General features: G+C 67.8%; 1 protein-coding gene. It reads left to right on the forward strand.

Going from position 1 to position 245, the window contains the following annotated elements:
• Positions 1-245: LLM class flavin-dependent oxidoreductase (locus IG178_RS24430; protein ID WP_193215205.1), on the forward strand; the 245-nt coding region annotated here is incomplete at both ends.

Consider the following 245-nt stretch of genomic DNA (forward strand, 5'->3'; position numbering starts at 1 on the left):
CTTCGGCGTGACCAGTGCGGTCACCTACGAGCAGCCGTACACGCTGGCCCGCAAGTACGCGACGCTGGATCATCTGACCCGCGGGCGCGTGGGCTTCAACGTGGTGACCTCCTACCTGCCCTCGGCCGCCGAGAACCAGGGCCTGCCCACGCAGATCGAGCACGACGAGCGCTACGAGCTCGCCGAGGAGTTCCTCGACGTCTGCTACAAGCTGTGGGAGGGCTCCTGGGAGGACGACGCCGTCG

The sequence above is a fragment of the Neoluteolibacter marinus genome (genome assembly GCF_014904755.1).
Classification (GTDB): Bacteria; Verrucomicrobiota; Verrucomicrobiia; order Verrucomicrobiales; family Akkermansiaceae; genus Haloferula; species Haloferula marina.